Source organism: Vibrio sp. Y10_XG_PY6, assembly GCF_024181795.1.
GTDB lineage: Bacteria > Pseudomonadota > Gammaproteobacteria > Enterobacterales > Vibrionaceae > Vibrio > Vibrio diabolicus.
On the sequence record NZ_JAMZAQ010000002.1, the window covers coordinates 1068999 to 1095498 of the forward strand.

The following is a 26500-nucleotide window of genomic DNA, read 5'->3' on the forward strand; positions in this document are numbered from 1 at the left end:
GATTTAAGAATGAGTAATAATTCTAATAATCGCCACGAAATCTTAGAACGTAATGTCGGTTTGTTGGCTATTTTTATCGTGTTTGCTATCAGCTGGGGTGCTCTTGTAGAGATCACTCCTCTGATTTTCCAAAAGCAAACGACTGAACCTGTAGAGAATCTGCGTGCTTACACTCCTCTGGAGATGGAAGGTCGTGACATCTACATCCGTGAAGGTTGTAACGTTTGTCACAGCCAGATGGTTCGTCCTTTCCGCTCAGAGACTGAACGTTACGGTCACTACTCTGTCGCTGGTGAGAGTGTTTGGGAACACCCATTCCTTTGGGGCTCTAAGCGTACAGGTCCGGATTTAGCTCGTGTTGGTGGTCGTTATTCTGATGAATGGCACCGCGTTCACCTACTAGATCCTCGTGAGCTTGTGCCTGAGTCAAACATGCCAGGTTTCCCGTGGTTAGCTGAAAACGTTTTAGACGGTAAGCTAACTCAGAAGAAACTTGAGCTATTTCGTGATCAGTTCGGTGTTCCATACACTGATGAAGAGATCGCGAATTCGGCTAAAGAAGTAGAAGGTAAAACAGAGATGGATGCAATCATCGCTTACCTTCAGTCTCTTGGTCATGCAATGAAGTAAGGGGATCATATGGATTTCGGTACAATTCATAGTATTTATACCGTTGTACTCTTCGCTAGTTTTATCGGCATCGTATGGTGGGCATTTAGTAAAAAGCGTAAAGCACGCTTTGAAGAAGATGCCAACTTGGTGTTTGCTGACGAAGAACAAACGACCCCAAATAACCAAGGAGTGAAGAAGTAATGACTACATTCTGGAGTCTCTGGATTATCGTGATTACTGTCGGTACGCTGGTAGGCTGTGCGATTCTCCTAACTTGGTGCGCTAAAGATAAAATGGGCGTCGAGGAAGGGGAAGACATGGGCCACGAGTACGATGGTATTCGCGAGCTAAACAACCCTCTACCAAAGTGGTGGACTTATCTGTTTGTAAGTACATTTGTGTTTGCAGCAGTTTATCTAGCCCTATTTCCAGGTCTAGGTAGCTTCAAGGGCTTTTTAAATTGGCAGAGTTCTGCTCAAACAGTGCGTTCACTGGAAGAGTCAAAAGAAGCCATCGCTAAAGCACAAGAGAACAAGCAACTAAACCAATACGCAAAAGAACTGGATGACGCAGATGCATATTTCGGCGAAGCATTCCGTAAACTTGCGCACAATGATAGTGGTTTGCGCCCAATACCTGAAATTGCGCAAGATCCTGAAGCATTGAAAGTTGGCCAACGTTTGTTTTTGCAAAACTGTTCTCAATGTCACGGCTCTGATGCTCGTGGTCAGAAAGGTTTTCCTAACCTAACTGATGATGCATGGCTATACGGCGGTGAACCAGCTGCAATCGTAACAACCATCATGCATGGCCGTATTGGTCAAATGCCAGCATGGAAAGATGCGCTTGGTGAGCAAGGTGTGCAAGAAGTTGTAAGCTACACACTTAGCCTATCTGGTCGTAAAGTGAATGCTCGTGAAGCAGCGGCAGGTAAAGCACGTTTCGTCGTATGTGCAGCTTGTCACGGTACTGATGGTAAGGGTAACCCTGCAGTCGGTGCACCTGATCTTACAGACCAAGATTGGCTATTTGGCGACTCTCGTGCAGCTGTAACCGAAACCGTAATGAACGGCCGCTCAGGTGTAATGCCCGCGTGGAAAGACATTTTGGGTGAAGATAAAGTTCAGCTCGTTGCCTCTTATGTCTGGAGCTTAAGTAACTCAGAGAGTAAGTAACTGAGATATTAAGTAACATAGCAATAACAGCCCCTTTCATAGGGGCTGTCTTTCCTTTAAATTTAACGCCTTACATTTTTTCATTTAGCTGTTGAGAACTTTTTTATGGTAAAGCCTTGGTATAAACAATTTTGGCCGTGGTTCCTAATCATCCTTCCTCTTACTGTCGTAGTTTGGACTGTGATTACTGTGGTCGTTTTCTCGAACAACTCTGTTTCTTTAGTCGCTGAGGATTACTATAAAAAAGGCAAAGGCATTAACATAGACATTAGTAAAATGAATGTCGCTCGTGACCTAGGTCTTAACGCTGAGATTTCCTCTAAAAATAACAATGTTGTGATTGTTTTCGCTAAAGGGAAGCTATCTCATTACCCTGCTCTAACGGCCACTTTCACTCATCGTACTCTTCCTGATCGTGACTTTACAAAGCTCGTTACGGCGGATGCATCTGGTAATTACCGCCTAACGGCAGAAGAATCTATTCAAGGCCCTTGGTTTGTCGAACTACAACCACATGACCAACAATGGATGATCCAAGGTAAAGTTGAATTTCCAGCCTCGTCAACACCGTTAATGAAGTAAGCATATGTGTGAATCCTGTTATCACTGTGGTGAAGATGTACCAGCCAACACGGATTTTAAAGTTGATATACTCGGTGAATCCCGCAAGATGTGTTGTCCTGGCTGCGAGACGGTTGCTCAAACCATCGTAGACAGCGGCTTAGTATCCTACTATCAATATAGAACTGCGCCTGCGGAAAAAGCAGATTTAGTACCAGAGCAACTCCAAGCTTTAATTCATTATGATAATGAAGATGTACAATCAGAATTTGTGCGAAATCGTGAAAATGTCTCTGAAGTAACTCTTTCTTTAGAAGGCGTGTCATGTGCAGCTTGTGCGTGGTTAATCGAAAAGCAAGTCTCTAATACGGCTGGGTTAGTGTCTATCCGCGTGAATACAACCACTAACCGCGCGTTACTGGCCTGGGATAAAACTCAGGTGCGATTAAGTGAACTCCTATCTGTCATTCATAAACTGGGTTATAAAGCCGCACCATTTGAAGCTGATAAGCAAGAGGCCTCTTATCATCGAATGATGAAGCAATACTTATACAGATTAGGTATTGCTGGTTTAGCTACCATGCAAGTTATGATGCTAGCCGTCGCATTGTATCTAGAAGTTTTTGGTGACCTAGAGCCGGAGTTTAAAAATTACTTTCGTTGGGTAAGTTTGATCTTTGCTACGCCAGTCCTACTCTACTCTGCTCTTCCGTTTTACTTAAATGCGTGGCGAAGCATCAAAGGCCGAACCCTCGGTATGGATGTGCCTGTCTCGATTGCACTTATTTTTGCCTATGTGGCCAGCTTAATAGCAACCGTTACAGAACAGGGCGAAGTCTTCTTCGAATCGATTTCAATGTTCACTTTCTTCCTATTAGTTGGACGGTTTTTAGAGATGCGAGCGCGTCGCAAAGCCGCTGCGGCGAGTGGTAACCTATTAAAGTTAATTCCAGCGATCGCCACAACGCTGGATGGCGAGCAAATACCAGTGAAAACTCTTAAAGTTGGAGATCGTATTCGCGTCCTTCCTGGTGAACATATCCCAGCTGACGGCAAAGTTATTTCGGGTCGTATTCATATTGATGAATCCATGCTAACCGGTGAATCCGTACATGTTGTGAAACGAGAAGGCGATGCGGTTTATGCAGGAACACTAAATGGTGATGAGTCGTTTGAGCTAGAGGTCATGTGTTCCAAAGCCGACTCAATGATTTCCAATATCGTGCGTTTACAAGATGAAGCTCAACACTCCAAACCTAAAATCGCAGAAATTGCAGACATTGTTGCTCGTTACTTTGTTGGAGCGATTCTTATTATTTCTGCTGGTACTTGGTTGTACTGGCATCAAACAAAACCAGATGATGCGTTTTGGATCATGCTATCCGTGTTGGTAGCCACCTGTCCATGTGCCCTATCTCTTGCGACTCCAACTGCTCTCACCTGTGCTACCTCTCGTATGGGAAACTTTGGCATTTTGCTTCGTAAAGGTCATGTGTTCGAGACGCTATGTAAGATCAACCACTTAGTTGTAGATAAAACAGGTACTCTAACGAAAGGCGATATTGAGATCTGTGATACAAAAGTGTTGAGTGATCTTCCAAAAGAAGATTGTCTCTCTCTAGCCGCGGCATTAGAAGCTCATGCAAACCATCCTATCGCTCGCTCTTTTGCAAGTTACGCCAATGATGACTTTGTTGTGTATGAAGTGCAAAACGTGATTGGTTCAGGGATTGAGGGGATCTGGAATGGCAAAGTCGTTAAGATAGGCAGTGCGGCTTTTGTTCAAGGCAAGGAAAGCGAAGAAAGCCACGCGGTCTATCTTTCAGTTGATGGCGAGCATGTCGCTAGTTTTTACTACCGCGACCCTATCCGAAAAGAAAGCAAAGCCTTTGTTCAACGTTTTGCCGACGCTGGAATTAAGACAACGCTGCTAACAGGTGACTCTCTCTCAAACGCTCGACCTGTAGCGAATGAAATTGGTATCGATCACGTCGTTGCGTCAGCAAAACCAGAAGACAAACTCGCGTACCTTAAGAGTCTTGATGAAGACAGTATCACAATGATGGTTGGCGATGGCATCAATGACGCACCTACTCTCGCCGGAGCTCATCTTTCTGTTGCAATGGGCGGTGGTACGGATGTCGCTAAAGCATCTGCAGATATGACGTTACTTGGGGATAATCTCGAAAAGCTACTAGAGGCACGTTTGCTTGCACTGCGTACAAGAAAGATTATTCGAGAAAACTTGGCTTGGTCTTTGGGTTACAACCTGTTAATTTTGCCTTTAGCTGTCGCTGGTTTAGTGGCTCCCTACATTGCAGTAGTTGGCATGTCTGCAAGCTCAATTATCGTTGTATCTAACTCTTTGCGCCTGCTCAAAGAGAAATAAGTAGAGAAAGCAAACATGGAAAGTCTTTATATATTGATTCCCATCGCTATCGTTCTCGTTTGTGTTGCTGTTGCCGTTTTTCTTTGGGCAGTAAGAAGTGATCAGTTTGAAGATCTAGAACGACAAGGACATAACATTCTTCTTGATGAAGAAGACAAATCTAATAGTGATAAAAAATAGCAACCTTTATGACTCCTGACTTTATTGGTGCTTTGATGATCGGCCTCGTCGGGGCCGGTCATTGCATGGGAATGTGTGGTGGTATCGCGTCTCTGCTTACCATGGGCTCTTCTACAAGTAAAAGCTCCCCCCTTATTCCACTCTTCTACAACCTAGGGCGATTGAGCAGCTATGCCGTAATCGGTGCATTAGTAGGCGGAGCAATATCAGGTTTATCTGAGCTAAGTGGATTAACGCATTCTCTTGCTTGGTTAAGGCTGATTGCCGCACTGTTCATGATTCTGGTTGCGCTTTATATTGCTAGATGGTGGCAAGGTTTACTGTTAATAGAAAAGTTAGGACAGCACATTTGGCGCTTTATCTCACCTGCTGGTAAGCGTTTGTTGCCATTAAAGCACCCTCTTCATGCTTTACCATTTGGCTTCATTTGGGGCTGGTTACCATGCGGCTTGGTTTATTCTGCGCTAACTTGGTCGGCGGTTTCAGGCAGCGCAATAAACGGTGGTCTTATTATGCTCGCGTTTGGCCTCGGAACACTTCCGGCAATGCTGATTATTGGATATGGTGCCAACCATTTTCAGAAATTACAAAAATCGTTAATATTTAGAAATATTTCAGCATTAATCCTTATTGGGTATGGTTCGTACACTGCTGTAGGAGCCATGGAGTTACTCGGTTTCATATAACGTTAAACTCTATTGAGGTGACATTTTTGCTACCCTTTAGGATTAAGCGATGCTAAAATATTGATGTATATCAAATAGTGAAAGGTTGTTATGATTTCTGAAAAACCTGCAACAAAGCGTATCCAATCAGGCGGTTGCGCCATTCATTGCCAAGATTGTAGCATTAGTCAGCTGTGTATCCCGTTCACTCTGAATGAGGCAGAACTTGATCAGCTTGACCAAATCATCGAACGTAAGAAGCCTATCCAAAAAGGACAAGAGCTTTTTAAGGCTGGTGACGAGCTAAAATCTCTGTACGCTATCCGCTCTGGTACCATCAAGAGCTATACGATCACAGAGCAAGGTGATGAGCAAATCACAGCGTTTCACTTGGCCGGAGACCTAGTTGGTTTCGATGCCATTACAGGTGACTCCCACCCTAGCTTTGCTCAAGCGCTTGAAACGTCGATGGTATGTGAAATCCCATACGAAATTTTAGACGACCTATCAGGTAAAATGCCTAAGCTTCGCCAGCAAATTATGCGTTTAATGAGTAACGAAATTAAAGGTGATCAGGAAATGATTTTGCTTCTTTCTAAAAAGAATGCAGAAGAACGTCTAGCGGCTTTCCTATACAACCTATCAACTCGTTTTTCTCAACGTGGCTTCAGCCCTAGAGAGTTTCGTTTAACGATGACTCGTGGTGATATTGGTAACTATCTTGGTCTTACAGTGGAAACAATCAGTCGCTTGTTGGGTCGTTTCCAGAAATCCGAGATCCTAAGTGTAAAAGGTAAATATATCACTATCTTAGACCACGATGCATTGATGGAACTTGCTGGTGTAACTAAAGAATAATACACCCCAATTATTGATGTAGCTCGAAAATGAGCTACATCATATTTCTCATAAATTCCTTTCGAAAGTCCTCAAAAAATTACCCAAACTAAGCTACAGTAAAAATGTACGGTGAGTACTCCAAAATACTGATTTAATTTATATTCAGTATCTGGTTTTGCAATAGAAGTGGGCTTAGTTATGAGTATATACAGTAAGATCCTTGTTGTAGCTGACATCAATAATGATGAGCAGCCCGCACTTGCAAGAGCTGTTCAATTAGCTCAAAAAAGTGTATCTAGAAGCCGAATCACTTTCTTTTTATCCATTTACGATTTCTCTTATGACATGACGTCAATGCTATCAGTGGATGAAAGAGATGCTATGCGTCGAGGTGTTATCCATCAACGTGAGCAGTGGATGCGTAAAATTGCTCAACCTTATCTAAACGATGGCTTCGACTTTGATGTATGTGTCGTCTGGCACAACCGTCCTTACGAAGCAATTATCGCTGAGGTCTATGCAGGCAGCCATGACCTAGTCATTAAAGGCACACGTAAGCACGACGTGTTAGAATCTGTAATTTTCACTCCGACCGATTGGCACTTGCTACGTAAATGCCCTATCCCAGTACTTCTGATTAAAAATGCAGATTGGCCAGAACAAGCAAGCATTCTTGCCTCGGTGCACGTAGGCTCTGAAAATCCAACTCATATTGATCTCAACGATGCTATGGTCGAGCGACTAAAAGAAGTCACCACTCGACTGGATGCCAAACCATACCTTGTCAATGCGTATCCTGTTACACCGGCGAACATTACCATTGAACTGCCTGAGTTTGATCCAACGACTTATACCGATGCCGTTCGAGGTCATCACTTAACTGCGATGAAAGCATTACGCCAAAAACACGGCCTTGATGAAGAGCAAACGATTGTTGAGCAAGGCTTACCTGAAGATGTCATTCCAGCAGCAGCAGAGCGCTTGAATGCTGCAATGGTTATTTTAGGCACCACAGGGCGAACCGGGCTTTCTGCTGTCTTTATTGGTAATACAGCTGAGCACGTGATCGATAAAATAAATTGCGATGTATTGGCTCTAAAACCAAAAGGCTACATTAGCCCTCTCGATCCAAATACAGCAACCTAATCTCTCTTTAGCATTGCTATATTGAGCGCTTTCAAACAGACGCTAATAAATCCCCCTAATAAAGGGGGATTTTTGTTTGGGGACAGTTAAAGCGTTGAATACAAAAAAGGAGGTCTAATTGACCTCCTTTTTACGAGTTAGATGTTCGTAACATCGATGAACATTGATTCATCAATATTCGTCGAAGAAACGACAGCCTCATTAAATTCATACTCTTCGCGGTTACCTTCACGGTCTAGCGGTAAGTTAACAAAGTCGAACAATTCGCGGTCTGCTAGTTGGCTTGGGCTTACGTTTTGAATTGATTTAAAAATCGCTTCCACACGCCCTGGCGTCTTCTTATCCCATTCAATCAACATTGCTTTTATAGATTGACGCTGAAGGTTCTCTTGAGAACCACAAAGGTTACACGGAATAATTGGGAAATCCTTGTGTTCAGCGTATTTGATCAGATCTTTTTCACGACAGTAAGTCAATGGACGAATGACCACGTTACGACCATCATCAGAGCGCAGCTTTGGTGGCATCGCTTTAAGGCGAGAGCCGTGGAACATATTCAAGAACATTGTTTCGACGATGTCATCCATGTGATGACCTAGCGCAAGCTTAGTTGCACCAATCTTCTCTGCAAATGAATACAACGTACCACGTCGTAGGCGTGAACACAGACCACAAGTGGTTTTGCCTTCTGGCACCTTCTCTTTTACGACTGAATACGTGTCCTTATCTACGATGTAGTAAGGGATATTCAGTGTTTCGAAATACTCAGGCAGAATATGCTCAGGGAAGCCCGGTTGTTTTTGGTCTAAGTTTACCGCAACCACTTCAAATTTGATTGGCGCAGCTTTCTGAAGATTCAACAGGATATCAAGCATCGCGAATGAATCTTTACCACCGCTAATACATGCCATCACAACATCGCCTTCTTCAATCATGTTGTAATCAGTAATGGCATTTCCAACATGTCTTCTCAGGCGTTTCTGAAGCTTGTTGAATTCTAGGGTTTCTTTTCTTGTATCTATTTGGTTCATTGCGGGCTCTCACATCGCCGATAAATCGACTAGGACTTCCTAACATGGGTTTCTTTGGGGCGTGGATTATACGAGCTTTTTACGCAGGATTAAATGCTTGTCTTATTGAGTCTTTAAGAAAAGAGTGTGAAAGATACTTTAGTTACGGTCACAAATGAAAAAAGAGCCGCAATTGCAGCTCTTTCTAAACTCTCAGTGTTCACTTCTTTGCGTTAGGCAGATAAGGTAGCACTCGCATCGTCGGTTCTGGTAGTGTCATTGTGCCACCTTGCCCTATTTCACTTAGTGCGACTTGTATCTTGCCATTGACAATTGGCTTTTCGGTTCCGTTTGAGAAAATCACTTTATCATTCAGTTGATTTGCAAACTCCATCGTCACACCTTGAACTTCAGGTGTAAACCAACCCGCAAACATACCGCCTAAATCTTCCAGCATCGTCTGCATTTGAGGTAGAAGAGGCTTAAGTTGCTCGTAAGAAACGTTACCCTGTAATGGTTCTTTGGTCATCACGACAAGTGAGTAATCGCAGCGAGTATCTTTTGGAGTATCGACAAAAACCAACGGATTCGCTGACTTTAAGTTTTTATCGACTGGCAGAGGCAACTCTTGTGAAGCAGGGATAACAAACTCTTCATAGTGCTCTTCTTTTTCCATCCAAGCTTTTTCTATTGTACAAATTTGCTTAGTTTTTGCGTCCACAAAGAAGACGCCAACTTTCACGTTGTCATGCCCTTCTTTATTGTTGTTTTTGAGTTGGGTGTATAACTTTGAGTACGTGAACATGTACTCTTGAGCTTGGGTTATTGGCGATACAAGAATTAGCGCCGCACTTCCCAATAGACTTAGGCTTAACTTTTTCATTTTATCCGTTATTTTATTGTGTCCAGTAGGCGTTATTATGACGAATCATAGCGCGAAGATCGTGTACATAAGCAATGCCACGTTCAGAATATGCTAGCAATCCATGAGTTAACTCTGACGCCGTTGCGACCGATAACAGGTCTTTGTTCTTTTCGGCTAGAGAAGCTCTGATTTCACGCAGTTCAGCATACGCTGGGTTTCGATTAACATTCATAAAGTAGCCATGAACCGACTGCTGTACAGAATCGAATTTTTCAACTTCATGAGCTTTGCCTGCGCCACGTTGCGCAGGAACAATTCCACAACCCTTTTTATAACACCATTGGCCGAACAAGTTGTTCGCTTGAGTGGCAAAACGAGAAGTGCCCCACGCAGATTCATTTGCTGCTTGAGTTAGAACCAGCGCTTCTGGTAAGACATTCACTCGCACAAGCATTTCACCCAACCACGCGTGATCGACTTTGTTGTCGCTCAAAGGCAAAGAATACAGAGCCGCTAGTCGCTGAGCGTACTCTTCTTGCTCTTGAGTGATTTGTCCCACCTTTAAAGAAGTAAGAAACGCTCGTTCATGACGAATTCGTTGATTCTCAAGTGCTATTTTAGGCCTTAAAAAATCAAAAAACGCCGCTTTTTTCTCTTTGGTGTCTTTTATTGCGTTGAAGTCAGGGATATCACCAATGTGTGGCAAATGAGACAAATCGACATGCTTAATTGTCCCGGACAGCACATCAGGATTCTCAACATATTTAAACTGTTGCTCGTAGTGTAAATACGGTCCAATAGAAATGAAAGTGGCGGCTATACAGGTAGCCGCCACTCGTAAACTTATTGATTTTAAAGAATTAGGCATCAAACACCTGTGAGTTACCATCGTGATCATTGTCGTTTTTCTGTGTTGCAACGATCTTGAGCTTAATTCCAAACATTTCGCGGTAGAGTATGCCTTTCAAATGAAAGAAGAATGGCAACACAAAAATCAAGCCAATACCGTAGAACATCGCAGCGATAATAAACATCAACATCACGCCTAAGTAAAGCCCTGCGACGACAAAAATCTTCTTGTTAATAGCGCGAAGTGATAACAATAGCGCCTGCATTGGTGGCACTCTTTTTTCACAAATCAACAAGATAGAGTGACTAAACGCTAAAGAAAGATACAGGGACAGTAGAGGGAAGATCATACCAACTACGCCTTGCAGCATTAGGCTCATCAGCGTTGCTAGGATCACGGGAATAGTAAACTGCAGCCCTTTGCCTACATGGCGCAACTTAGTCTTTAGGCCCGCGATATGGCTCATCGCCATCAAGCTGATCCCTGCATAAATTGGGGCGCTGATCACCTCATAACTAAAGTTCGCGACATAAATAGAAGACACAATATCGTTAGTGAATGATTCTGGATTCTCAAATGCATCAAGAATAACGGTCAGATCACCCAACTGTAGTTGTAACGCGATATAGAAAATACCTAACTGGACAAAAAGCAATACAATAATAGCGGGAGAAAAGGATAAAAAGTGCTGGATGGTTGCTCGCCAAGCTTCATTGAAAACAGCCCCAGCTTTAAGCTCGTAGTTGCCAGACAAAGCTCGCTCTACACTCCCCCCAAGATTGAAATCTTTCTCAAAATCGTCGTTCATAGTTTATCCAAGATTAACTTGTAAAATTTTCACTGGAATTCCAGTCAATTAATGTGGCCGTTATTATAAAGAAATCTTTCCACATCTAACATCACAACTCACGTACTATCCTTGCAATCTCAACTGTATGGTTGATAATTAACCACTCACAAGATTATGAAATTGAAAACAATTATTGAACAGAGCTTAGTGCTATCAAACTGTGTTTAAATGCCAATTAATCTTATAAAAACAGTATGGTAAGGAATGATGACTTTTGCCTGCAAAATTTTTTCTGTTTCAAGATAAGAAAATGCTTTAATTTCACAATTTTGGTGATTATGATGCGCGCCTCAAAAGTGAATGGCTAGTGTCACATCAGCTGGGATTATCCCAGCTTGAACGTGGGGGAAATACAGACGTTGAACGCAAAACCGCAAGCAGGAAAGCCAGTTATTCGTTTATCTGGTATTAGTAAAAGTTTCGATGGTAAGGAAATCATCGGTAATTTAAATCTGGATGTTAATCATGGCGAGTTTCTGACGATTCTTGGGCCTTCTGGTTGTGGTAAAACGACTGTTTTACGAATGATCGCTGGTTTTGAAGCGGCGGATAACGGTCAAATCATTTTGGATGACCAAGATGTAACACAGGTTCCTGCTGAGCAGAGACACGTCAACACGGTATTTCAAAGCTACGCACTGTTTCCACACATGACCGTTTTTGACAATGTCGCTTTTGGTCTTCGTATGCAAAAAACGCCTGCAGCAGAGATTGAACCAAGAGTAATGGAAGCATTACGTATGGTTCGTCTAGAAAAAATGGCACAGCGTAAACCGCACCAACTTTCTGGTGGCCAGCAACAGCGTATCGCAATTGCTCGTGCAGTTGTTAATAAACCAAAAGTACTTCTGCTCGATGAATCGCTATCGGCGCTGGACTACAAGTTGCGTAAACAAATGCAGATCGAGTTGAAGCAGCTTCAGCGTCAACTTGGTATTACCTTTATCTTTGTAACACACGACCAGGAAGAAGCCCTATCGATGTCAGACCGCATTATCGTGATGCGTGATGGCGTTATCGAACAAGATGGCTCTCCGCGTGAGATTTACGAAGAGCCTAAGAACCTGTTTGTTGCTCGCTTTATTGGTGAGATCAACGTATTCAATGCAACCATGCTAGAGCGCATCGATGACAAACGCATCCGCGCAGAAATTGAAGGTGTTGAATCCGTCGTTTACTACGATAAGGAAGCACAGAAAGGCGACAAACTACAAGTACTACTTCGCCCTGAAGACTTACGTATCGAAGAAATCAAAGAGTCTGAAGAAAAAGGCATTGTTGGTCACGTAACTGAGCGTACTTATAAAGGTATGACGTTAGATTCTGTTATCCAATTGGATTCAGGTATGCGTGTAATGGTAAGCGAATTCTTTAACGAAGATGATCCTGATGTGGACCACTCACTTGGCCAGAAAGTCGCTATCACTTGGGTTGAGAGCTGGGAGGTAGTACTCAATGATAAGCAAGAAGATTAATCTTCAGAACGTGATCATTGCCTTAATCGTAGGCTGGCTAACACTGTTTGTGTTGGTACCAAACGTGATGATTATTGGTACCAGTTTCTTAACGCGTGATGAAGCAAACTTAATCGAAATGACATTCACTTTCGACAACTACTTGCGTCTGCTGGACCCACTGTATGCGAAAGTGCTGATGCACTCGTTCTACATGGCAATTGTGGCAACGTTGTTGTGTTTAGTCATTGGATACCCGTTTGCTTATATCGTAGCGAAAATGCCTGAAAAATGGCGTCCGTTTATGCTGTTTTTGGTGATCGTACCGTTTTGGACGAACTCTTTGATTCGAACTTACGGACTGAAGATTGTTCTCGGTACACAGGGCATTTTGAACAAGTCGCTGATGGCAATGGAAATCATCGACAAGCCGTTGCGTATTATGTATACCGAAACGGCTGTAATGATTGGTCTTGTATACATCCTACTTCCTTTCATGATTCTGCCGCTTTACTCGGCAATCGAGAAGTTGGACAACACTTACATCGAGGCAGCAAAAGACCTCGGTGCGAACAAGCTCCAAACCATTACTAAAGTAATTCTACCTCTGACAATGCCTGGCATTATCGGTGGCTGTTTGTTGGTTCTACTGCCTGCCCTGGGTATGTTCTACATCTCAGATCTTCTAGGCGGTGCGAAGAATCTACTGATTGGTAACGTAATTAAGAGCCAAGTATTGAACGCTCGTGATTGGCCATTTGGTGCTGCGACCAGTATCGCCCTCACCTTCGCAATGGCGGTCATGCTTTACGCTTACTACCGAGCAGGAAAATTATTGAATAAGAAAGTGGAGCTAGACTAATGGGACGCACAGTTAGATTTAGCTTTATGGCGTTGGTTTATGCATTTTTGTATCTGCCAATCGTTGTACTAATCGTAAATTCATTTAACGCCAATAAATTTGGTATGAAATGGGGTGGTTTCACCACGAAATGGTATGAAACCCTAGTCAACAACGACAGCCTAATGCAGGCTGCATGGCACTCATTGAACGTGGCGGTATTTTCTGCAACAGCGGCTACTATTATTGGTAGCTTAACAGCGGTTGCCCTATTCCGTTACTCGTTCAAAGGCAAAGGTGCTGTAAACGGCATGCTGTTTGTCGTAATGATGTCTCCAGATATTGTCATGGCGATTTCATTACTTGCTCTGTTCCTAGTATTAGGCGCACAGCTGGGCTTCTTTACTCTATTGATTGCCCACATCACCTTCTGTTTGCCATTTGTGGTGGTAACCGTATACAGCCGCTTAAATGGCTTCGATGTGAAGATGTTGGAAGCAGCAAAAGATCTTGGCGCAAGTGAATGGGTTATCTTAAAGCAGATCATCCTTCCTCTTGCAAAACCAGCAGTTGCGGCAGGCTGGCTGCTTAGCTTTACCCTGTCTCTGGACGACGTAATTATTAGTTCGTTCGTAACAGGTCCAACGTATGAAATCCTACCATTGAAAATTTACTCGATGGTTAAGGTGGGTATTTCACCGGAAGTGAATGCTCTTGCAACGGTCATGTTGGTGGTTTCTTTAATTCTTGTCGTAATTTCTCAGTTGCTCGCAAGAGAAAAAGTAAAGTAAAATCCACAGCCGTTAACATCACGAAACAGAATGGTTACATGCCATTCTGTTTTTCTATCTACCGTCCAAAATGATTTGGACAACGTTTGGTTTGGAGCTAACGTCAATGAAAAAATGGGCTACTCTATTAGCTGGTAGTGCATGTGCGCTTTCTCTGTTCTCAGGTTCAGCGGCAGCGGACGATAAAGAATTGGTATTTATGAACTGGGGGCCTTACATCAACAGTAATATCCTAGAGCAATTTACCAAAGAAACTGGTATCAAAGTGATCTACTCGACTTACGAGTCGAACGAAACTTTGTACGCAAAGCTAAAAACTCATAATCAAGGTTATGATCTAGTAGTACCTTCAACGTACTTTGTAGCAAAAATGCGCGATGAAGGTATGCTACAAAAGATCGATAAGACTAAGCTGAAAAACTTCGGCAACCTAGATAAGAACTATCTAGACAAGCCTTACGATCCAAATAACGACTACTCTATTCCACACGTTGTTGCGATTACAGGTCTAGCGGTTAACGCAGACATGTACGATCCAAAAGACTTCCAAAGCTGGGCAGAGCTATGGAAGCCTGATCTTGAAGGTCAAGTAATGCTGATGGACGACACTCGTGAAGTCTTCCACATCGCACTTCGTAAACTCGGCTATTCAGGTAACTCAAAAGACCCTAAACAAATCGATGAAGCGTACGCTGAGCTACAAAAGTTGATGCCAAACGTTCTAGTTTTCAACTCTGACAACCCAGGCGCACCTTACATGTCTGGTGAAGTGGGCGTTGGTATGCTTTGGAACGGCAGCGCTGCAGCTGCTCAAAATGAAGGCCTAAACCTTAAACTCGTATTTCCTAAAGAAGGCGGTATCGGTTGGGTTGATAACTTCGCTATCTCTTCCGGTGCGAAGAACGTAGAAGCAGCTCACAAGATGATCGACTTCCTACTACGTCCAGAAATCGCAGAGCAAATCTCTCGTGATACTGGTTACTTAACAGCGGTAGAGGAATCGAACGCTAAGTTTAAAGATGTTGCACCGCTATTTCCTTCTCAAGAAGATCTTGATCGAGTGGAATGGCAAGATGCGGTTGGTGATCTAACCGTTAAGTACGAAGATTACTTCCTAAAGCTGAAAGCGGGACAGTAATCGAGCTTGTGTAACAAGTCATCGACTAAAAGAAAATAGGCAGCAATACGCTGCCTATTTTTGTAATTGACTGATATAATTATGCGCTGCTAGGTTTATCTGGCTCGATGTCTAGTTTTACTTCTCACAAAGCGGAGATACAGCCCTCGAGCTAAATAAACAGATTTGTGCTTACTGCGATTTGGCTCAACTTGATAACTCCAGCTAGTATTGACTTGTCCAATCGCGAAACAAAACGGAAAACAAATGAAAAGTAAATTCTACGCAAGCGCTCTATGTGCAGCGACGCTCATCGCTACCCCTGCAATGGCTGCTGATCAAGAACTGTATTTCTACAACTGGTCGGAATACATTCCAAACGAAGTTCTTGAAGACTTTACAAAAGAAACTGGAATCAAAGTTATTTACTCTACATATGAATCTAACGAGAGTATGTACGCAAAACTTAAAACCCAAGGTTCTGGTTACGACTTGGTAGTACCGTCTACCTATTTCGTCTCTAAAATGCGTAAAGAAAGCATGCTGCAACAGATCGACAAAGAGAAATTGTCTCATTTTGCCGATCTTGATACTAACTTCCTTAACAAGCCGTTCGATCCGAACAACAACTACTCTATCCCTTACATTTGGGGTGCGACAGGTATTGGTATCAATGCTGACATGCTAGACAAATCATCTGTTACTAAGTGGGATGATTTTTGGGATAGCAAGTGGGAAGGTCAACTAATGTTGATGGATGATTCTCGCGAAGTATTCCACATTGCATTGACTAAGCTTGGTTACTCACCAAACACGACTAACCCAGAAGAAATCAAAGCCGCTTACGAAGAACTGAAAAAGCTAATGCCAAACGTATTAGTATTTAACTCAGACTTTCCTGCAAACCCTTACCTAGCGGGTGAAGTTTCACTTGGTATGCTTTGGAATGGTTCTGCTTACATGGCTCGTCAAGAAGGCGCGAACATCGACATCATCTGGCCAGAAAAAGGAACGATCTTCTGGATGGACAGCCTGGCAATTCCAGCTGGCGCGAAGAACGTTGATGCGGCTCATAAGATGATTGACTTCTTACTGCGCCCAGAAAACGCAGCTAAGATCGCACTAGAGATTGGTTACCCTACTCCAGTGAAAACGGCACACGAACTGCTACCGAAAGAATTTGCTAACGATCCAAGCATCTTCCCACCACAAGAAGTGATGGACAGCGGTACTTGGCAAGATGAAGTTGGCGAAGCGAGCGTAATGTACGATGAGTACTTCCAAAAGCTAAAAGTGAACAACTAATTCGTTAGTTTTAAAGATATGAAAAAGCGGCTCATGAGCCGCTTTTTTTGTTCTTAATGACAAGACAAAAGCTCTCCTCTGTGAGAATTATTACGCTCTTTCTTTTCCTTCTAGAGCCAGTATCTCGTCAACTAATTTTGGAACCTCAACGCTTGCTTTTCCGTAGCGTTTTTCCTCAAATTCACTTTCTACGGCACTAGGTTCAAGGTTAATTTCGATGGTGTGCGCGCCATGCATTTTTGCATCATGAACAAAACCTGCTGCGGGATATACAACGCCAGAAGTCCCGATAGAAATAAATAAATCTGCTTCTTCTAATGCTGCGTAGATATCCCCCATTCGTAGTGGCATTTCACCAAACCAAACAATATGTGGTCGCATTTGTGAAGGGATCTGACAGCAGTGACAAAGCTCACCAGTCTTAATGTCCTCACTATGTTCTATAACTTGGTTTGATTCACTGCATCTCGCTTTTAAAAGCTCACCGTGCATATGAATGACGTTATGGCTGCCGCCTCTTTCGTGAAGGTTGTCTATATTTTGAGTGATGACCGTCACTTTACCTTCTAACTCGGTTTCTAGGCGGCCCAGTGCCTTATGCGCGGCATTCGGCTGTATCGCATTGTCTTGAAGTTTCTTGCGGCGTTGGTTGTAAAAGTCTTGAACAAGGTCCGGATCGCGAGCAAACCCTTCAGGTGTTGCTACATCTTCAATACGGTGATTCTCCCAAAGGCCATCTTGCGCACGAAATGTTTGAATACCAGATTCGGCCGAGATACCTGCACCAGTAAGTACTACAATATTTCTATAAGGGAAATTCATAACTCATCCTTGCTGTTTTTTCATTAGCTTAACACTGAAAGAATAGCAACAGTAGTAATATGGATTAGACCATGGTCGTAATGGTCACTATTAGAATTACAATTTAAGAGGAACAGCAATGAGACAAGTATCTCTAGCGCTTATATTACTTACGACTTTAGCAGGTTGCCAACTAACCAATGTTGAAGGCGAAGTGGACGACGTAAAAGTAAGAGTCAGCACCAATGACGATAACCATCGTGGTAATGGAGATTTCTGTCCCCCTGGCCAAGCAAAAAAAGGCAATTGCTAAAAGAGCGGCTTTACGCCGCTCCCATATTGGCCTCAATCCTCGTTGGTCGAAGATATTTTATGAATGGCTAGGTCAGCGCCATTGAATTCGTCTTCTTCTGAAAGCCTTAGTCCCATACTGGTATTAATCGCGCCGTAGACTGCAAGTGCCCCAAGTACAGCGATGGAAATGCCCAAAAGCGTTCCTAGAAGCTGAACAATAATGCTCACGCCACCTAGCCCACCCAACGCGCTTTGACCAAAGATCCCCGCAGCAATACCACCCCAAGCGCCACATAAACCGTGTAAAGGCCAAACCCCTAGCACATCATCAATCTTGGTTTTGTTTTGTAGGTAGGTAAAAAGATAAACAAATAGCACGCCAGCAATCGCACCTGTCACTAAAGCACCGATAGGATGCATTAAGTCTGAACCCGCACATACAGCAACCAAGCCAGCCAGTGGGCCATTATGAATAAAGCCGGGGTCATTCTTACCAGCCAACAATGACGCGACAATGCCTCCGACCATTGCCATCAATGAGTTCATAGCCACCAAGCCACTTATGCCTGACACGGTTTGAGCTGACATGACGTTGAAGCCAAACCACCCCACACATAAGATCCAAGCTCCCAAAGCCAAAAACGGAATATTCGAAGGTGCAAAGTTGGTATGCTTTCCTGCTCGAACTCTGCCTTTTCTCATGCCCAAAAACACAACGGCAACCAACGCTATCCAGCCGCCAACACCATGTACAACGACTGAACCTGCAAAGTCGTGAAAGCCATAACCAAAGGTACTTTCAAACCAAGCTTGAACACCAAAGTTTCCGTTCCAGATCATTCCCTCAAATAACGGGTATACGATGCCGACAGTAAAAAATGTTGCGATTAGAATCGGATAAAAACGAGCTCGTTCTGCGATACCACCTGAAACAATAGCGGGAATCGCTGCAGCGAAGGTCAGCAAGAAAAAGAACTTCACTAACTCGTAACCATTGCCTTGAGATAATGTCTCTGCATCAGCAAAGAAGGTGCCGCCATAAGCGACCCAGTATCCAATGAAAAAATACGCAATGGCGGAAATACCGAAATCGGCTAAGATTTTAACTAAAGCATTAACTTGGTTCTTTTGGCGCACGGTTCCTACTTCAAGAAAAGCAAAACCAGCATGCATCAAAAAAACCATGATTGCACCAAGTAGTAAGAAAAGTGTGTCGGAACTTTGCGTGAGAGTTTGTACAGCGCCGTGTACCTGATTGGCAGTTACACTCATTATGATTGTCTCCGTTGATCTGTAGCGCACTTATCCTGTGCATCAAAGTTAGGCTCATCACCAATTTGGTGAACTTAATTTATAGAGCGTCTAACAGAGCAATTCTCATTCCATAATTTACATTTCTAACACTTACGCTTTAATTTATTGTTTTGTATGAACTTTAATAAAATTAGGCATTCTTGAAATGGTGCTTAACACGCTAATAAATGCACCAATATGGTTTTAGTGCACCAACATAATGCGCACCATATAGCTCAACAAAACGTAAAAGCCACCTCATGAGAAGTGGCTTTTATACTGAATGGCTAACTAAAGGAGTTTATCGAGTGATCTTCCCTGCTTTTACTTCTTCTAGCCAACGCCCCTCGACGAGATAAGGAGGAAGCCAACCAGTTTCAACAGATAAACAGTTACCTTTGTCGTACCACATACAAGCCATACCAAGAAGAGGGAAAGAGATGAAAGTTTCTATAGAAATCAAGTCCTCTGGCTTATCGAGCCTCATTTGGTATTTCTCTTGGAACTGTAAGTTCTTAATGAGTACTTCTTCAAAGTCATAACCGATGTCAGTTGTCAGGGCAGCAAAAGTTTCCAAAATACCCATGGCGATTTCTAACGCCCAATCATCACCCTGAGCAACTGCCGCGTCCATCGCGGCCACCAGTTTATCAGGGTAGTCTGCTGTACGGTGATGGAACGACTGAATGACGTCTACTAACATATAAGACAGCTCACCCGCTTTGGTAGAGCTCTGCCTCATCAAAGAAATTGGAAAGTTCGCCAACACATCCATGCTAGCTTTGTCACGGACGATGACAGAGGTAAAATAGGCATCTAGCCACATTGAAGGACAAATGAAGCCTGTTTTTAAAATACCTTCGCCTTTCCAGGTCACTTCTGGGTATCTAGGTAATTGAATACTTTGAGGTTCGTCAGGCCTCATCGCTAACTGATGATAAAACGCGCGCATTAATGACGCTTCATACAGGCAAAGTGTTCCGATTTGTTCATTTTCTATGGAGTGTGGGAACCACGAGTACCATCTTACTAGATAAAACGATTCATCACTTAAAGCAACTAAGTTTTCTCTACGAATACTGATTACCTCTTTGCGCGTATCAAGGTCTTCATCAATATCAGAACTATAGCCTTTGATTAACTCCGAGGTCAGCTTTGGATCAGCATTTCTTTCTATTTTAATTTTGTCAGACATTTTAAAACTTCCCTAAATCTACATTAAATTCTTTTACTTTAACCTTTGAAACTCTCCCTGATTCAGAGATTGGGGTTTTAGTATGTATATATCTAATTGGGCGTCCACTCCTCGAAGCGTTTCTTATTGATTTAGCTGCTTCCCACTCTGTTGTATTTCGCCCATTCCTAGACATCTTACCAACTATTGCCGCTGCATATTTAGCCGTTCCTTGCTGACATGCTTCGTTTCCTATTTTTCTACTACCCAAAGGACTGCTCCCCCCTTTGGCCTCAACAATTATAATTTCACCTGGTGGTGGCTCTTCCACCTCATAAACCATATCAAAGTCGCCCGGCTTCGAAATTGAGGTTCCAATATCTTTGGGATGAAGCAGCTTAGCATTAGGACGTTTACTCCGGACAAAGTCATCCGCGGCCAACTCACCTATTTTTGCAGACTGTTGGTTAATATTACCAATTTGAGCGTTATATCCCTCTTCGCCAGATCGAGCGTCCATTGCCTCTTGACGCTCTTTCAAGCATTCATCAATTTTTGCTTTGTTTCTTTCTGTTAGCTCATAATCACTCGTATTGAGTTCAGAGTTTTCTTTATACTCTGCTTTATTTAGCACAAGATCTTCAGTAAAGATCGTGCAACCTTCTTCCCCGCCAACTTTCTCTGAGTCAAAAACATGCGCATTGACAAACTCCTCAATCCCAACAACATACTGCACTTCGTGTCGGCTGCCATCTGAATGATTGATATGACGATAAAAAGTAATCTCGTTTCTTTCGCAATCAATATGGTCTAAATCGTATTCATATCGAATATGATTTTTACCTTTGGGTTTTCGGATTTTGACTTGCGAGCGAACGCCATCTTCTCCGACGGATGATTCTTTTGCTGCCTCTAAAATCTGATCGCAAACCTCTTGGGGAACATCGCTTTGCGCCTGATACTCAGCCAGCATTTGCTGCAAGCGTTTTAGCCCTTCTTCACATAGGAAACCTGTTGGGTCAATCCATTGAATTGGGTTGACTGCATATTGGTAATGATTAATACCACCAGCAATAGATATCGGATCTTGTTGGATGAAACGTCCTAGCTCAGGGTCGTAATACCGAGCGAGGTTGTAGTGTAAGTTGGTTTCTTGATCGAAATACTGTCCTTGAAAACGCAATGGATTTACTACATTTTCAATATGTACATGAGCAAAACCGTGAGCATCGTAACTTGCACTCCATACAACATTCCCTTCGCAATCGATTAGTCGCTCTGGTTTACCAACTTGATCGCACTGGTACCAATAAATAACGTCATTTTCTAGCAGTGCCACTGGCGTGTAGGTTTCAGGTTGATATAGGTACCAGCGGAAAGCACCTGAAGAGCGTTCACCAATTAAACGTTCACCTTCCCACAGGAACTCCGTAACGCCTTGTTGTGTAATTTTCTTCGTTCTGCGCCCTAATGCATCATATTCATATTGACTGATGCCATCGTCGGTGTGAACTTCAATGAGCTGATTTAACGCATCAAATACGCGAGTCTGAACGTGTCCTTGCCCCTCACGTTTTGTCTGGTTTCCTTGCGCGTCATATTTGAACCGGACACCATCGTGTACTTCAATACGATCAGCGAATACCTCTGAAGTTGGCAAAGTAGGATTGCCAAAACTATCGTATTCAAACTTAGTCACTTCTCCGGAAGCATTGACTCGTTTCAGTTGCCCTAAGGCATCGTACTGATAATGCGTTGCTCCTGCCGTATTATCAATGATTGATGAAATGCGGTTTTGTGCGTTGTAAACGTACTTTTTCTCTCTATCTGGCCAATGTTGTTCAACCAAACGACCAACACCATCATAAATGATGCGCTCATTAAAATGTGCCGTTTTAATTTGGGAAACTCGTCCCATTTCATCGTAATGAAATTTGATTTGAGGTAAATCTAGGTTTCCAAATCGAATCGCTGAAAAACGCCCATATCGATCATAAGAGAAGTTCAGCTCCGTATTATCTGGCAGTACCTGAGATACGCGTTGGCCAACTCTGTTAAACTCCTGCGCTATCTCAAACTGACCTTGAATGCGCTTTGTTAAATGCCCGAATGAAGAGTATTGGTATTGCAATGTTTGATGGCGATTGGATGCGAAAGTAAGTCGCCCACCAAGCGTATAATTGAAGTGGTTCTCTACAATACTGCGACCATTTCCTGCTTTGACGTGCTTGAGATAACCCGCAGCGTCATAGCGGTACAGCACAGTCCTATTGGCGGCTTGCTTACGATGGATCCGCCCCATATCGTCATAATCAAATTGGCTTTGTAGATTATCAAACCCAACTGTTCCTGATAGCTGGCCTTCATCGTCATACAGAAATTCGAACTCTAAGCCGTCACTCCGAACTAATTTAGTCAGGTTACGTTGTTGATCGTATTCGTAAGAAATATGGCTGCCATCGGGAAAGATGACTGCTTCTTGTTGCGCGAGTGCTCCCCATTGATACGAGGTAATGCCTGCCGGCGTTCGAATCTGAGCAACACGGCTGTGCTCATCGTAAGAATATTCTTCGCTATAACCGACTTTGTCTTCGTCGTTAAAATAACGAACTGATGTACGCCTGCCAAATTGATCATAAGCGAGTTGAGCAATACACCCATCGGGATAAGCGACGCCATTCACCAGATCTTCTTCGTTGTAGCTGTAACGAAGTAATGTACCGTCTATTTCATTCGCGATAAGTCTTTGTTGTTCATCCCACCACCACTGACTTTTCTTACCATCTTCAGACTCTTTTTTGACGACTTGACCGTGTTTATCGTAATCATATTCCGTGACACAGCCGAACTTATCGGTATCCCAAACTCTTTGACCGAGGCTATTGTAGTAAGCCTTCTCGATATCCCCGTCAGGTGAAACCGTTTTAACTAACTTACCTAAGCCGTCATAACCATATTGAACTTCTTTGCCAGAGGAATGAAACTTAGAAACTAATTGACCATGCTGATTATATTGATAATTGACCGTTGACTGATCAGGATAGATAGCTTGTGCTTTTCGTCCTAATTCATCATATTGCCATCGCCAAGTTTTACCTGTGGGGCTTATTTTCTCGAGTAAGTTACCCTGCTCGTCATGCAAGAAAGACCATTGATGATCTAACGAGTCAGAATAAGAAGAATGATTTCCCTGATAATGGAAGCGATAGTCATAAATTCCTGCGTCCCCAACGTTCCTGATGCATTTCGCGTTAGCACATTCGCCATCCCATTCAAAATAATGAGTAAAGCCAGTTGGTCGTACACGTTTAACAATTAAATGGCCGCGGTATTGATACTGTTCCTTCAAGCCCAAATGATTAGTTGCACTGACCAAATCATCGTGCTCATCATAGGTATAAGTTGTCAGAACTTTTTGGGACTTTGCATTAAGCAGTTCTACAAGGCGTCCTTGCTTATCATATTGACATTCAAGAACCGGACGCTTGTTGTATGCAATCTCGATCAATCGATGGTTTCGAGAATACTGCAGTTGAAACGTTGAAAACGTACCATTTCTGACTTGTTTAACAAGCCAACGATCATCTTTCTGTTCAAATCGATATTGATGCCCATTAGCGAGCGTCACGATCCGAGTTGCTGAATTTAGGAAATAACAGCTCGCACCAGCGTATATCTGGTAACTTGTTGCTCCAGTATCTACTGGCTCAAATTCTGTGATATCTGCCTTATCGTCAACAAACTCCCAAGCGATAACGTTGTCTTTCTCGTCCGTCTTCTCGTGCAATTCAAACTGAAATGCATGTCTCCAACCAAAGCCCATTCCATGATTTACATCCGACTGCGAAGAGCGATAAGTACGCTGCCAAGTAGTACCTTGTTGTAGCGCGATATCATAGAGTTCGAGAATTTCTTCACCCGTCACAAGTGATACAGGATCACCGGCTTTCTCATGTTTTTCGCTACTTTGTTGTTGAGGCTTAGCAGATGCGGCACTTCTTCCACTCTTTTTATTCGACTTCCCCTTTCCCTTCGATGGTTTTGCATTGACGGTATTTTGAGTCGGTGGAGACGTAACCTCAGAGGAGAGTGCGTAGTTTTCTCCAGCCGGCAAAATTCGAGCGACATGCAAGTCACCGTTCACTAAAGCGTTGGCAAACGTTGAATTATAGTGTTGGGAAGTAAGCTCACCGTCAGGTATGTTTGGCTTGAATTGACCAATCAAATAGAACAAGTCCTCGACAGAGCGAAGGTCAAGCTCACCAAAGCTCTCAAGAAACTCTATTGCCTCTTGTTTGGTCACGAATGTTTTAGGTTCGCCGCTAGTAAGTGACTGACCTGAGAAGTGATAGCTTTCGCCAAAGCGATTCGTGATAGGAATGACGAATTGAGGGATCATAGCCGTAACGTGTTTGTCCTTTTCTTACCTTGCCGCATCATTTAATGCTCGTTTCGCTCTTTTTATTTGTGAGAGCAAGATGCCTTAATCAAACACCCTCCGATAGAGATTCATCTGTATGCGTAGACTGAATGTATTGATGGCAATTTTCACGTATGCAACTCTTTGAGTTTCTGAGCGCAGCGTACTTTAACGGGACGATGAATCCTGAGTAAATGAACAATAGCGTGAGTGAGACTAATGTCTCATCGCGACGCGATTTTTTTACATGTTTCTTACTTAACTATGATTTTCTGCCCAGTTACGTAAATTCACTCAATAAGTTGCATCAAGTATCACCTGTGGGACTCAGCGCTTCATATTTGAGACATGACAGCAACAAAAAAACCGCCTATTACGGCGGTTTTGCTTAAAGAATACTGATTAAAGGTTTGGACCTGTCGATGGTCTGTGTGGTTGGTTATTGCGCAGTTGCTGCATCCCTTGAAACATTCGCATAAACCACACCAAGATGGCTAATGCAGCAAACACCATCCCTACCCAAGGAATAAAGTAAGCGATGGTTTCAAGCAAAGTACTATGCAACCAATAATCACTCACGCCAACGAGTACACCATTAGAAGTCGCGACGGTGACGATCAACACAACAAAAAACGTCAGGTAGAGGAAGAAGGTGCGAATTAAACCGTAGTAATGAGAAATCACTACGTCGCCGTCTTCTCCCTTATCTAATCGATAACCCGCATAGATAATTGCGATAACGCCTGAGATCAGAAACGTAAACGGGGTCAGACAGCTCAGGATGTACGCAACCCAAATCCCGTTATGAGGTTTGTTCATTCGCTTTCGCTCCTTTTGATTCCGTTTGTGCCGTATCTGTTTCGCCCATCGCTTCTTTGGATTTCACTTCTTCATACCAAAGATCGTGATGCTCTTTCGCCCATGTTTCATCAACTTCACCTGTCACCATACCTTCTAGCGCACCTTCCATACCGAATAGACCAATATAGATGTGGAAGATAAAGCCACAGATTAGAATCAGTGCCGAAATCGCGTGAACTAAGTTAGAAAGCTCCATGTCACGGCGAGTTTGGCCAAAGATAGGAAAATCTAGAACTAAGCCACTCACTGCCGCGATAGCACCAAAGAAGATCAATAACCAATAGATTGCCTTCTCGCCACCGTTTGAGAAACCAGCTGACGGATGTGTGCCTTTGTGTTTACCAACCATGCCGCCCATTTTCATAAACCAACGAACATCTGTCATGTTTGGAATCGACTTGCGCCACCATTTAAAGAGCACGAGCATCAGTAAAATGAAGAACAATGGTCCCATGTAATTGTGGTACTGCTTCGCCAACATGACGATAAAGCCCCAAAACTCGGTAGGAACATACGGTTTTAAGAAGTGCTTACCGTAAACCAGCATCAAACCACTGAATGCCAACGTTAAGAATGTAAACGCCATACTCCAGTGAAGCGCGCGGTCTAAACGAGACCAACGTTTCATCTTTCTGCCAGTACGCGGCTTGCTAAGCATTAAAGGGCCAACGAGTACGTAAGCCATGATTACCATTGCGATACTGCCGAAAATCGCGACAGCACCAGCTGGAGACATCCATTTCTCTTTTAGAATGTACCAAGTCTCTCCAGGTTTACTGATCAATACGCCATGTTCTGGCGATTGAGACGTGGTATAGCCCTCTTGCCCCTCTCTGACTTCGCGCCAATAGTCTGCCCCAGCGAGTTGCGTGATCTCCTGCTGAATAACTTTAGAAGATTGTTCCTCTGCTGAAGCAGGCATTGCGAAAGTCAGCAGCAATGCCGTCATCATTGACAGCATTGCTAGAGACGCACGTTTAAGCGTGTTTAACATGTGCCTCTCCTT

General features: G+C 43.2%; 25 protein-coding genes. 15 read left to right on the plus strand and 10 right to left on the minus strand.

Annotation, left to right across the window (positions count from 1 at the left end; all coding sequences use genetic code 11):
• Positions 1 to 9 precede the first annotated feature (9 nt).
• The 9 genes from ccoO to uspE all read left to right on the plus strand — a co-directional run bounded on the left by ccoO (position 10) and on the right by uspE (position 7568).
• Positions 10 to 630, plus strand: a complete 621-nt coding sequence (ccoO, locus tag NL644_RS13340) for a cytochrome-c oxidase, cbb3-type subunit II (RefSeq protein WP_005377475.1) — start codon at positions 10 to 12, stop codon at positions 628 to 630.
• Positions 631 to 639: 9 nt separating this feature from the next.
• Positions 640 to 813, plus strand: coding sequence for a CcoQ/FixQ family Cbb3-type cytochrome c oxidase assembly chaperone (locus NL644_RS13345; RefSeq protein WP_005396487.1), 174 nt, complete (start codon positions 640 to 642; stop codon positions 811 to 813).
• Positions 813 to 1787: a cytochrome-c oxidase, cbb3-type subunit III gene (ccoP, locus tag NL644_RS13350; RefSeq protein WP_005396485.1), complete on the plus strand. Its 975-nt coding sequence runs from the start codon at positions 813 to 815 to the stop codon at positions 1785 to 1787. Before NL644_RS13345 ends, ccoP begins: the two co-directional genes overlap by 1 nt.
• Before the next feature lie 105 nt (positions 1788 to 1892).
• Positions 1893 to 2369 carry a FixH family protein gene (locus tag NL644_RS13355; protein ID WP_048626394.1) on the plus strand — a complete coding sequence of 159 codons (477 nt, stop codon included), beginning with the start codon at positions 1893 to 1895 and terminating at the stop codon, positions 2367 to 2369.
• A gap of 4 nt (positions 2370 to 2373) precedes the next feature.
• Complete coding sequence (locus NL644_RS13360) at positions 2374 to 4737, plus strand: heavy metal translocating P-type ATPase metal-binding domain-containing protein (RefSeq protein WP_253658478.1); 2364 nt, start codon at positions 2374 to 2376, stop codon at positions 4735 to 4737.
• 15 nt (positions 4738 to 4752) lie between these two features.
• On the plus strand, positions 4753 to 4917 hold the full coding sequence (gene ccoS, locus NL644_RS13365; RefSeq protein ID WP_012841826.1) for a cbb3-type cytochrome oxidase assembly protein CcoS: 165 nt from the start codon (positions 4753 to 4755) through the stop codon (positions 4915 to 4917).
• Between the two features lie 8 nt (positions 4918 to 4925).
• Complete coding sequence (locus NL644_RS13370; RefSeq protein ID WP_006742590.1) at positions 4926 to 5603, plus strand: sulfite exporter TauE/SafE family protein; 678 nt, start codon at positions 4926 to 4928, stop codon at positions 5601 to 5603.
• 90 nt (positions 5604 to 5693) lie between these two features.
• Positions 5694 to 6440: an FNR family transcription factor gene (locus tag NL644_RS13375; protein WP_005377497.1), complete on the plus strand. Its 747-nt coding sequence runs from the start codon at positions 5694 to 5696 to the stop codon at positions 6438 to 6440.
• A 180-nt stretch (positions 6441 to 6620) separates the two neighbouring features.
• On the plus strand, positions 6621 to 7568 hold the full coding sequence (gene uspE / locus NL644_RS13380; protein ID WP_053807422.1) for a universal stress protein UspE: 948 nt from the start codon (positions 6621 to 6623) through the stop codon (positions 7566 to 7568).
• A 137-nt stretch (positions 7569 to 7705) separates the two neighbouring features.
• On the opposite strand, the gene ttcA is transcribed toward uspE, so the two are convergent.
• From ttcA to NL644_RS13400, 4 genes are all read right to left on the minus strand, one after another.
• Positions 7706 to 8599 carry a tRNA 2-thiocytidine(32) synthetase TtcA gene (ttcA, locus tag NL644_RS13385; protein WP_005377502.1) on the minus strand — a complete coding sequence of 298 codons (894 nt, stop codon included), beginning with the start codon at positions 8597 to 8599 and terminating at the stop codon, positions 7706 to 7708.
• A gap of 199 nt (positions 8600 to 8798) precedes the next feature.
• Entirely contained in the window at positions 8799 to 9461 is a 663-nt protein-coding gene (locus NL644_RS13390) for a DUF2987 domain-containing protein (RefSeq protein ID WP_053807421.1), read from the minus strand.
• 13 nt (positions 9462 to 9474) lie between these two features.
• On the minus strand, positions 9475 to 10311 hold the full coding sequence (locus NL644_RS13395) for a glucosaminidase domain-containing protein (RefSeq protein ID WP_031780554.1): 837 nt from the start codon (positions 10309 to 10311) through the stop codon (positions 9475 to 9477).
• On the minus strand, positions 10304 to 11101 hold the full coding sequence (locus NL644_RS13400; RefSeq protein ID WP_005396476.1) for a hypothetical protein: 798 nt from the start codon (positions 11099 to 11101) through the stop codon (positions 10304 to 10306). Before NL644_RS13400 ends, NL644_RS13395 begins: the two co-directional genes overlap by 8 nt.
• A gap of 401 nt (positions 11102 to 11502) precedes the next feature.
• Here NL644_RS13400 and potA point away from each other — a divergent pair, with 401 nt between their 5' ends.
• From potA to NL644_RS13425, 5 genes are all read left to right on the plus strand, one after another.
• Positions 11503 to 12618: a spermidine/putrescine ABC transporter ATP-binding protein PotA gene (potA, locus tag NL644_RS13405; protein ID WP_005396475.1), complete on the plus strand. Its 1116-nt coding sequence runs from the start codon at positions 11503 to 11505 to the stop codon at positions 12616 to 12618.
• Positions 12599 to 13459, plus strand: coding sequence for a spermidine/putrescine ABC transporter permease PotB (potB, locus tag NL644_RS13410; RefSeq protein ID WP_253658479.1), 861 nt, complete (start codon positions 12599 to 12601; stop codon positions 13457 to 13459). Before potA ends, potB begins: the two co-directional genes overlap by 20 nt.
• The gene (gene potC, locus NL644_RS13415; RefSeq protein WP_005396472.1) at positions 13459 to 14229 is read left to right on the plus strand and encodes a spermidine/putrescine ABC transporter permease PotC; all 771 of its coding nucleotides are present in this window, start codon (positions 13459 to 13461) and stop codon (positions 14227 to 14229) included. The genes potB and potC overlap by 1 nt, the downstream gene beginning before the upstream one ends.
• Before the next feature lie 106 nt (positions 14230 to 14335).
• Positions 14336 to 15367: an extracellular solute-binding protein gene (locus NL644_RS13420; RefSeq protein ID WP_253658480.1), complete on the plus strand. Its 1032-nt coding sequence runs from the start codon at positions 14336 to 14338 to the stop codon at positions 15365 to 15367.
• Between the two features lie 246 nt (positions 15368 to 15613).
• Positions 15614 to 16651 (plus strand): extracellular solute-binding protein, encoded by a 1038-nt coding sequence (locus NL644_RS13425; protein WP_005396470.1) that lies wholly within the window; start codon positions 15614 to 15616, stop codon positions 16649 to 16651.
• A 90-nt stretch (positions 16652 to 16741) separates the two neighbouring features.
• On the opposite strand, the gene cobB is transcribed toward NL644_RS13425, so the two are convergent.
• Positions 16742 to 17473, minus strand: a complete 732-nt coding sequence (gene cobB, locus NL644_RS13430) for a Sir2 family NAD+-dependent deacetylase (RefSeq protein WP_005396469.1) — start codon at positions 17471 to 17473, stop codon at positions 16742 to 16744.
• A 118-nt stretch (positions 17474 to 17591) separates the two neighbouring features.
• Between cobB and NL644_RS13435 the strand changes: the two genes are divergently transcribed.
• Complete coding sequence (locus tag NL644_RS13435) at positions 17592 to 17765, plus strand: hypothetical protein (RefSeq protein ID WP_012841833.1); 174 nt, start codon at positions 17592 to 17594, stop codon at positions 17763 to 17765.
• Between the two features lie 32 nt (positions 17766 to 17797).
• On the opposite strand, the gene NL644_RS13440 is transcribed toward NL644_RS13435, so the two are convergent.
• The 5 genes from NL644_RS13440 to NL644_RS13460 all read right to left on the minus strand — a co-directional run bounded on the left by NL644_RS13440 (position 17798) and on the right by NL644_RS13460 (position 26488).
• Positions 17798 to 19018 carry an ammonium transporter gene (locus tag NL644_RS13440; protein WP_085344525.1) on the minus strand — a complete coding sequence of 407 codons (1221 nt, stop codon included), beginning with the start codon at positions 19016 to 19018 and terminating at the stop codon, positions 17798 to 17800.
• A 322-nt stretch (positions 19019 to 19340) separates the two neighbouring features.
• Complete coding sequence (locus NL644_RS13445; protein WP_253658481.1) at positions 19341 to 20234, minus strand: immunity 49 family protein; 894 nt, start codon at positions 20232 to 20234, stop codon at positions 19341 to 19343.
• Position 20235: 1 nt separating this feature from the next.
• The gene (locus NL644_RS13450) at positions 20236 to 24612 is read right to left on the minus strand and encodes an RHS repeat-associated core domain-containing protein (RefSeq protein WP_253658482.1); all 4377 of its coding nucleotides are present in this window, start codon (positions 24610 to 24612) and stop codon (positions 20236 to 20238) included.
• 423 nt (positions 24613 to 25035) lie between these two features.
• Positions 25036 to 25452: a hypothetical protein gene (locus NL644_RS13455; protein WP_104969459.1), complete on the minus strand. Its 417-nt coding sequence runs from the start codon at positions 25450 to 25452 to the stop codon at positions 25036 to 25038.
• On the minus strand, positions 25436 to 26488 hold the full coding sequence (locus NL644_RS13460) for a formate dehydrogenase subunit gamma (protein ID WP_005396168.1): 1053 nt from the start codon (positions 26486 to 26488) through the stop codon (positions 25436 to 25438). Before NL644_RS13460 ends, NL644_RS13455 begins: the two co-directional genes overlap by 17 nt.
• Positions 26489 to 26500: the final 12 nt, after the last annotated feature.